This window comes from Cellulomonas rhizosphaerae (assembly GCF_003470205.1).
GTDB lineage: Bacteria > Actinomycetota > Actinomycetes > Actinomycetales > Cellulomonadaceae > Cellulomonas > Cellulomonas rhizosphaerae.
In genome coordinates, this window is sequence record NZ_QWKP01000102.1 from 1 (window position 1) to 9209 (window position 9209).

General features: G+C 70.5%; 5 protein-coding genes. 2 read left to right on the forward strand and 3 right to left on the reverse strand.

Translation table 11 applies throughout. The annotated features are described in order from the left end of the window. Positions 1–1207 (reverse strand): alkaline phosphatase (locus D1825_RS02235; RefSeq protein ID WP_138067368.1); only part of this gene is annotated, 1207 nt, incomplete at its 3' end. A 304-nt stretch (positions 1208–1511) separates the two neighbouring features. Here D1825_RS02235 and D1825_RS02240 point away from each other — a divergent pair. Further along, positions 1512–4172, forward strand: coding sequence for a discoidin domain-containing protein (locus D1825_RS02240; protein WP_199721464.1), 2661 nt, complete (start codon positions 1512–1514; stop codon positions 4170–4172). A 76-nt stretch (positions 4173–4248) separates the two neighbouring features. Here D1825_RS02240 and D1825_RS02245 read toward each other — a convergent pair whose 3' ends face one another. Next, a complete protein-coding gene (locus tag D1825_RS02245; protein WP_118765866.1) occupies positions 4249–5265 on the reverse strand; it encodes an ATP-grasp fold amidoligase family protein in 1017 nt (338 codons plus the stop codon). An 89-nt stretch (positions 5266–5354) separates the two neighbouring features. Between D1825_RS02245 and D1825_RS02250 the strand changes: the two genes are divergently transcribed. Next, positions 5355–7421, forward strand: a complete 2067-nt coding sequence (locus D1825_RS02250) for an acyltransferase family protein (RefSeq protein ID WP_158580664.1) — start codon at positions 5355–5357, stop codon at positions 7419–7421. On the opposite strand, the gene D1825_RS02255 is transcribed toward D1825_RS02250, so the two are convergent. Beyond that, the coding region (locus D1825_RS02255) for a glycosyltransferase (protein ID WP_199721465.1) at positions 7418–9209 on the reverse strand (1792 nt) is incomplete at its 5' end. The two genes, D1825_RS02250 and D1825_RS02255, sit on opposite strands and share 4 nt — an antisense overlap.

A 9209-nucleotide genomic window follows, 5' to 3' on the forward strand; every position in this document is an offset into this window, starting at 1 on the left:
CCGTCACGGGCGTGGCGCCGCCGGTGTGCGCGCCGGTGGTCCAGTCGATGGTGAACTGCAGGTCGCTGCCGGCGATGTCGAACGGGCCGTCCTCAGTGCTCTGCACCACCGAAGGCACAGTGCTGGCCGGGTCGCCGGACTCGTCGTCCGTCGCGACGTTCTCGATTGCGAGGCCGCCGGTCTCGTGGTCCCCGACCACGACGACGAGCGTGCCGGGGTGCTTCTTGGCGAAGTTCGTGATCAGCGCGACGGTGTCGTCGAGAGCCTCGCCGGCCTTCAGCATCAGGCCCGCGTTGTTGGCGTGCGCCATCTCGTCGATGCCCTCCTCCTCCACCAGCAGGAAGAAGCCGCGGCGGTGGTCGGAGAGCACGTCGAGCGCCTTGGCGGTCATCGTCGCGAGCGGCACGACGGGCGCGTACGCGTCGCCCTGCCCCTCCGGCGCCTGCTCGAACATCTCCTCGTTCGCGAACAGCCCGAGGATCTGGTCGGACCTGGTGGCCTTGAGCTGCGCCGCGGTGCTGACGTAGTCGTAGCCCTCGTCCTGCGCGAGGTCGACGAGGTTGCCGATCTCGCTGCGGCTGACCTCGGGCCGCGGGTCGGTCGGGTCGTCGGTGTACGCGCCCGGGTCGCCGGTCGGGTACCACCAGTCCTCACCGCCGCCGAGGATCACGTCCGGCTTGGTCTCCTCGATGAACTGCCGCGCGATCTCGCTCTGGTCGGCGCGGCCGGGCACGTGCGAGCCGAACGCTGCCGGCGTCGCGTCGGTGACCTGGGCGGTCGTGACCAGGCCGGTGGCCTTGCGCAGGTCCTTGGCGTGCTCGAGCAGCGTCTTGACGGGCTTGCCGTTCACGTCGACCGAGACGGCGCCGTTGTAGGTGCGGACCCCGGCCGCGAACGCGGTCGCTCCCGCGGCCGAGTCGGTGACGGCCTCGTCGGGATCGAGGGAGTCGGTGTGGGTCCAGCCGGCGTACCGCAGCGAGTCCATCGCGAGCTCGCCGTCCTTGCCGACGCTGGCGAGCCGGATGGCCTCGCGAGCGGCGATGCTCATGCCGTCGCCGACGACGAGGATCACGTTCTTCGCCGCTCTGGGGTCGCCCCGGCCCTTGTCGTCGTGATGGCCGCCCGGCCCCCCTCCGGCGGCCAGACCTGTCGCGAGCGCCGCGGCTCCCGCCGTGGCGATCCATGCGCGTCGTGAGTTGCCATTCATCGTGCACCCCCGGTCGAACGTCGTTGTTCGGGTTGGTGTGGGGCACCGGCGACCTTGCCGGCGCCACCCCCCATGGTCGGACCGACTCCCAAAGCGCGCATCCCAGGGCCTCTGGCGCAAATGCACCTTTTGCACTTACTGTCTGGTCAGTAGCCAAACGGAACGACGCAGCGTCGCCTCGTCCCGCCTGGCACCACCGGACTCACAAGGTCGTGATCGTCCTCGCGCGGGTCGACCCCTGCGCTCGCACCTCTACCTGCACCGGCACGCCGAGAGACGTCCACCTTCCCAAGGAGCAGCTCCTATGTCCCCATCCGCCGGGGGCGCCACCCTCGTGGCCTCCACGTCGCTCACGCGGCGCCTGATCGTCGTCATGCTCACCACGGTGGCGATGATCGTCTCGCTCGTCACCATCGCACCGCTCGTCCCGAAGGCGCACGCCGCCGGGCCGCTGATCTCCCAGGGCAAGCCGGTGACGGCGTCCTCGGTGGAGAACGGCGGGACCGCCGCGGTGAACGCCGTCGACGGCAACGCGGGCACCCGCTGGTCCAGCGCCGCGGCCGACCCGCAGTGGATCCAGATCGACCTGGGCTCGACCGTCGCCATCGACCAGGTCGTCCTCAACTGGGAGGCCGCCTACGCGCGCTCCTACCAGATCCAGGTCTCCAGCTCGGCCTCCGGGCCGTGGACCAACATCTACTCGACGACCGCCGGTGACGGCGGCGTGGACACCCTCGCGGTGACGGGCTCGGGCCGCTACGTCCGCATGAACGGCACGGCGCGCGCCACCGGCTACGGGTACTCGCTGTGGGAGTTCCAGGTGTTCGGCGCCGGCGCCCCGTCCACCTGCAACACCGACGTGAACGCGGCGCTGAACAAGCCGTCGTCAGCCTCGTCGATCGAGAACGCGGGTACGCCGGCCGCGAGCACCTTCGACGCCAGCGCCACGACCCGCTGGTCGAGCGCCGCATCCGACCCGCAGTGGGTCCAGGTCGACCTGGGCAGCACGCAGAGCATCTGCCGCGTCGTGCTCAACTGGGAGGCGGCCTTCGGCCGCGCGTACCAGGTCCAGACGAGCGACTCGTCGACCGGTCCGTGGACGACGATCTTCTCGACGACGACCGGTGACGGCGGCATCGACACCGCGACCGTGACCGGCAGCGGGCGCTACGTGCGCGTGACCGGCACCGTGCGCGCCACGGCCTACGGTTACTCGCTGTGGGACGTCCAGATCAACACGACAGGAGGAGGCACGACGAACCCGACCACGTGCGCCGCCCAGCCGACGGTCCCCGACTTCGGCCCGAACGTCCGCATCTTCGAGGACAGCACCCCGGACGCCACCATCCAGGCCTCGCTGAACGAGGTCTTCGAAGCGCAGAAGGACACGCAGACCGACCAGTTCCACGACCGGCGCGACGCCTTCCTGTTCAAGCCGGGCTCGTACAACGTGTACGCCAACATCGGCTTCAACACCTCGATCCAGGGCCTGGCGCAGAACCCCGACGGCGTGACCATCAACGGCGCCGTCACGGTGGACGCGTTCAACGCGAGCGACGCCGGCAACGCGACGCAGAACTTCTGGCGCAGCGCCGAGAACCTGACGATCAACACCAACGGCGGCCGCAACCGCTGGGGCGTATCCCAGGCAGCGCCGTTCCGCCGCATGAACGTCGTCGGCGGCCTGGACCTGTTCCCGGCGTCGTACGGCTGGTCCTCGGGCGGCTACATCTCGGACACCCGCGTAACGGGCTCCGTCGAGTCGGCCTCCCAGCAGCAGTGGTACAACCAGAACAGCACCTTCGGCAGCTGGAGCGGCTCCAACTGGAACATGGTCTTCGCCGGCGTGAACGGTGCACCGGCGACGAACTTCTCCACCGCGCCGAGCGGGGTTCACCACACGAACGTGGGCAGCACGCCCGCGTCGCGTGACGTCCCGTACATCTACTTCGCCAACAACGAGTACCGCCTGTTCCTGCCGAGCCTGCGCACCAACGCGACCGGTCCCAGCTGGGCCGTCGGCGCGCCGACCCCCGGCACGTCCGTGAGCTTCAGCCAGGTCTTCGTCGCCCGTCCGTCGGACAGCGCGGCGACGATCAACGCGCGGATCGCGGGTGGCTGCCACGTGGTGTTCTCCCCGGGCATCTACAACCTCGACGCCCCCATCGTCGTGAACCGGGCCAACACGGTCCTGCTCGGCATGGGCTACGCCACGCTCGTCCCGCAGGGCGGCGTCACGGCCATCTCGGTGGGCGACGTCGACGGCGTCCGCGTCAAGGGCATGTTCATCGACGCGGGCACCACCAACAGCAGCTCCCTGATGACGGTCGGCACCACCGCGGGCATCGGCACCAGCCGCGCCGCCAACCCGGTGACCGTGCAGGACGTCTTCTTCCGCATCGGTGGCCGCGTGGCCGGCAAGGCGACCAACTCGCTCGTCGTGAACAGCAGCAACACGATCATCGACCACACCTGGATGTGGCGGGCCGACCACGGCAACGGCGGCACGGTCGGCTGGACGATCAACACGGCGGACACAGGTCTGGTGGTCAACGGCAACAACGTGCTCGCGACCGGCCTGTTCGTCGAGCACTACCAGAAGTACGAGGTCATCTGGAACGGCCAGGGCGGACGGATCATCTTCTTCCAGAACGAGAAGCCGTACGACCCGCCGAACCAGGCCGCGTGGATGAACGGCTCGTTGCAGGGCTACGCGTCGATCAAGGTCGCGGACTCGGTGACGTCGTTCCTGGGCCAGGGCCTGGGCAGCTACGTGTTCTTCCAGGCCAACCCCTCGGTGAACCTGTCCCACACGTTCGAGGCACCCGTGAATGCGAACGTGCGCTGGCAGAACATGGCCATCGTGTCGCTCGGCGGGGTGGGGAGCATCTCCCACGTGATCAACGACTCTGGGCCCGGGGTGAACAGCGGGACGAACAACGCGTACATGCTCAGCTACCCGTGATCTCCCGTAGGTGAAGGACGCCGGCCGGCCCGTGGCACACGGGTCGGCCGGCGGCCGTTCAACCACGGATTGACTGTCAGACGTAGCGGGCCGGGACGGTCCAGGGCTCCCCGAAGACCCGGTCGAACCGTGCGGGGTAGAACGGGCTGTCCCCGCCGGCGGGGTAGTTCGTCAGCTCCCCGAAGACGATCCGGTCGGGCAGGTGGTACAGGTCGACGCGGACGAAGTCCGTGCCCTGCGCCAGCGTCTGCGCGAGATCGATCAGCTCCTCCAGCCGGGCAGGTCGAGCCGGTGTCGGGTCGGCCCATGGGGGTCCGCCGCTGAGCGGCAGGTGCTGCCAGGACGGGTCGAAGAAGTCCTGGGTCCGGAGCCCGAAGCGCCCGGAGTCGAGCTGGATGAAGTGGCATCGGCCGTGGAACACGAAGAGCTTGACGTCGTCGGGCACGCCACCCTCGGCCGTCGTGAGCAGCTCCTCGATCAGCACCCGGCGTGTGATCTGCCCGTAGACCCACTCGCGGTTCGGGCCCTGCCCATACAGCTGACTGAGCCAATGTGTCGCGATGGCCGCCAGCTGGTCCCGGTCGGCGGCGTCGGGGCGCACGTGGCTGTAGACCCAGCCCCAGTGCGGTGGCGGCAGTCGTGCGTCCGGGTCGGCCTCGGCGGAGACGATCACGACCGCCCCGCTGCCGTGCGTCGGCTTCATCACGAAGGAGTCCGGCAGCACCAGTGTGGTCAGGTCGTCGGGGTCGTCGACGACGGCGTACGCCCGGGGGAGGTAATGGGCGCCGGCGACGGCGGCGACGTGCTCACGCACTGCAGCCTTGTCGGCGAAAGTCACCAGCAGCTGGCGGTGGTCCCGCAGCATCTTGTACCGGACCTTCTCGGTGAACGTACGAGGCCTGGCGGTGGATGCCAACCGCCACCACCGCACGAGCGGGCTGCGTTCGCGCCATCGGGGCGGCGCGGGGCGGCTCGGCGCGGATCGCGACCACCACTCGGGCACATCTGCATCCTGCCCGACTTGCGTCGTCGCCGCCCACGCGGGCCTGCACCTCGAACTCACTGAGGATTGAGTCGGCCGGCGGCCGTTCATCCCCCACCCGTCTGCCGTTCACGTCGGTCCACTACGTTCCGGACGCGGCTGTGCGCCCGTGCACGCGCCGTCAGGAGGTTGGTCCGTTGGTGAGCACGGCAGCGCTCGACTGGCCCGCAGTCCCGGCCGCGCACGTGCGCCGGGCCCGCTTCCGCCCGGACATCGAGGGCCTGCGCGCCGTCGCCGTCGGCCTCGTCCTCGTCTACCACGCGGGGGTGCGTCAGCTTCCCGGCGGCTTCATCGGGGTCGACATTTTCTTCGTGATCTCGGGCTTCCTGATCACGGGTCTCCTGCTCCGGGAGGTCGAGTCGACCGGTCGGCTCTCGTTGGCGAACTTCTACGCCCGACGAGCCAAGCGGCTGCTGCCGGCCACGGCGCTCGTCCTGATCGCGGCGGCCGCCGTCACCTGGCTCTGGTTGCCCCAGACCCAACGCGGCATCCTCGGCGGGGACATCGTCGCCGCCGCGTTCTACGTCGTGAACTGGCGGCTCGCCGACCGCTCCGTCGACTACCTGGCCGAGGGCGTGGTGCCCTCGCCGGTGCAGCACTTCTGGTCGCTGGCGGTCGAGGAGCAGTTCTACGTCGTCTGGCCGCTCGTCATCCTGCTCGTGCTTGTCGCGGCTCGCCGCTACCGGTTGCCGCTGCGCGGCGCGCTGGCCGTGGGCGTCGCGGCCATCGGGGTCCCGTCCCTCGCCTACAGCATCTGGAAGACCGGCGACGACCCGGCCCCGGCCTTCTTCGTCACGACGACGCGCATGTGGGAGCTCGCGATCGGCGGTGCGGTCGCCCTCGGAGCGACCCACTGGTCGCGCCTCCCGGCCGGTGTCGCGCGACTGCTGGTCTGGGCCGGCCTCGGCTCGCTGCTGGGCGCCGCACTCCTGATCGACGGGGACAAAGCCGCCTGGCCGGGCTCGCTCGCGCTCGTCCCCGTGCTGGCCACGGCCGCCGTGATCGTCGGCGGTTCCGCGGCCGCGCGGCCCGGGGTCCGGCTCCTGGGCGCTCCCCCGCTCGTCTGGATCGGTGGCCTGTCGTACTCCCTGTACCTCTGGCACTGGCCCGTGCTGATCGCGGCCGAGGCCCTGTGGGGCGAGTTCGGAGCCAAAAAGGGCCTCGTCCTCGTCGCGGCCTCGCTGATCCCCGCCTGGTTGTCCCACAAGCTCGTCGAGACCCCGGTGCGCCTGTCCCCCTGGGTCGCGGCCCGCGCCCGGCGAGGTCTCCTCATCGGCGCCGTCTGCACCGCGATCGGGGCACTGGCCGGCGCGCTCGTCGTGCTGCCCTCGCTGACGTCCGACTCCACCGCAGCGCCCGGAGACGTGGTCGGCGCACACGTCCTCGAGCAGGGACCGGACTGGTTCGTGAACGACCCGGTGTCGATCACGCCCAGCCCGGACCAGGCCACGCGGGACGTCCCCGTCCTGTACGCGGACCACTGCCAGTCCCCGCAAGGCGAGTCCAAGCCCAGGGTCTGCGAGTACGGCGACCCGGCGGGGACGTGGACCATGGCGCTGGTCGGGGACTCCAAGGCCGCGCAGTGGCACTCCGCCCTCGACACCATCGCCAAGCGCGATCACTTCAAGCTCATCACCCTCATCAAGGGCTCGTGCGCGTTCAGCGACGGCGCGCAGCTCCGGCCGCAGGGCCAGTCGTTCCCGGACTGCGTCGAGTGGAACGCCAACGCGATGGACGAGGTGCTCGCCGCCAAACCGGCCGTGGTCGTCACGACCCAGCGGGAGTACCGCGCCCTCGAGGACCCCGACGACCCCTCGTCGCCATTCACCTCCGACGCGATGGTCGACGCGCTCGCGAGCCGCTGGCAGACGCTCGAGGACGCGGGGATCGGCGTCGTCGCGCTCGCCGGCAACCCCGGCCCGCCCGGGGTGCTGTACGAGTGCGTCGCCGAGAACCGGCACGACGTCTCGCAGTGCTCGTTCCCGGCGAAGGCGCCTACCGCGGGGGTGCAGGCCCGGGCGGCGAAGCTGGTCGACGGGGCGCACGTGGTCAACCTCAACGACGTCATCTGCCCGGACGGCTCATGCCCGGGAGTGATGGGGAACGTGCTGACCTACCGGTCGACGTCGCACCTGACGAAGACGTTCGTTGACTCGTTGACGGACGTCCTCGCGGAACGGCTCGAGCCCGCGCTCCCGACGAGCTAGACCAGCTCGGCCAGCAGTCGCGCCGCCCGCTCCGCACCGTCCGTCTCCACCTCGCGATACGTCACCTCGGTCCCGACCTCTATCGCCACCGCCTCGGCGAGTCCGTCCGCGTCGAGCACGTCGGCGTACGGCAGGTGCCGCCCCGCCCCGTACCGCTCGAGCCGGGTCCGCACGTGGATGTTCTGCTCGAAGTGGTGCTGCAGCGGCACGTACACGAACGGCTTGCGCAGCGCGGTCAGCTCCATACATGTAGTCAAGCCGCCCTGCACCACGGCCACGTCACACGCGGCCGACAGCTGGTACAGGTCCGGCACGTAGCCGAGCACGGTCGCGCCGTCCGGCGCGGGCAGCGACGACGGGTCGATGCGCGGCCCGGCGACGACGACGAAGCGCAGATCGGGCGCGAGCGAGCGGGCGGCCGGGACGGCAGACAGGACACGGCGCAGCAGCGGCTCCCCCACCCCGGACCCGCCAACGGTCACGACGCACAGCCGCTCGTCCTCGGCCACGTCGAGCGAGGCACGCACACCGGCCGCACCGGCAGAAGCAGCAGCGGGGTCGAACCCCGTGACATACCCCGCGAAGTCGTAGTTCTCCTCGGTCCACCCCCGGATCGATGGGAGCCCCGGCCCGAACGGCACGTCGACGACATCGTCGGGCGACCCCACGAACACCGACCGATCGCGGACGCGAGCGAACCGCGCCCGCTGCGTCAGCATCTCGGCGTTGTAGTCCGCGGTCAGCGCCGCCTCGCGCGACCCGCCGTCGGGCATGGGTAGCCAGCCGACGAAGTCCGTCATCCACGCGAACGAGAAACGCTTGAGCTCGGGGTTCTCGTGCAGGAAGTAGTCGACGTCCCACGCCTCGTCGCCGATGACCAGGTCGTAGTCTCCCTCGGCGACCACGTCGGCGAACACCATGAAGTTATTCACCAGGATCTCGTCCATGCGCCGGATCGCCTGGAACGCGTGCAGGTCGTGCTCGCCGGCCTCGTGCTCGATGTGCCCGGACTCGTTGCGCAGCCACGCCGACGCCGGGTGCACGCGCTCGCCGTGCTGCGCGAGCACGTGCGTGACCGGGTGCTGCGCGAGCCAGTCGATCTGCAGCTCGGGCCGCTGCTCGCGCAGGGCCGCGGCGATGGCCACGTCGCGCTGGGCGTGCCCGAGCCCGATGGGCGAGGACAGGTACAGCGCGCGCGGCGGCCGACGTGCGGCCCGCGTCCACGTCCGACGAACCGGAGCCGGCGGCGCGACCCGGTCGACGAAGTCCCGGATCAGGTGGTTCACCTTCACCGGGTCCCGCGCCGGCGGCCCGTGCCCGGCGCCGTCGATCGCGACGAGCTCGCCGCCGGTCAGCTCCGCGAGCCGCTCGCCGAACGCGATCGGCCGGATCCGGTCGTCGGTCCCGTGCACGACGAGCACGGGGCACCGCACCGCGCGGGCCAGCGGCTCGATCGACTCGCAGACGGCCCCGTCGCACCCGAGCCGCCCGGCCGTGGAGTCCGCGAGCACCTGCGGCGTGATCTCGTGCGACCACCCGACGCAGTCCTCGATCTGCTTCGTCGAGTGCGGCTCGGAGAACATCTTCGCGAAGAAGAACTCGACGAAGTCGTCGTACCCGCCGCCGAGCCAATAGTGCTTGTTGTACTTCGCCCACCCGTCGGAGGAGTCCAGCGGCTCGTCCCACGGCACGTGGTCGCGGCCGGGCGTGGGGACGTTCAGACCGCACGACGGGGCGATCGCGACGAGCCCGAGCACGCGCTCGGGATGCTTCGCGGCGACGTGCACC

Excerpts from the sequence above, each read along its gene's own strand:
- D1825_RS02240 (WP_199721464.1), top strand. The coding sequence starts at position 1,512 with ATGTCCCCATCCGCCGGGGGCGCCACCCTCGTGGCCTCCACGTCGCTC.
- D1825_RS02245 (WP_118765866.1), bottom strand. The coding sequence starts at position 5,265 with ATGAACGGCCGCCGGCCGACTCAATCCTCAGTGAGTTCGAGGTGCAGG.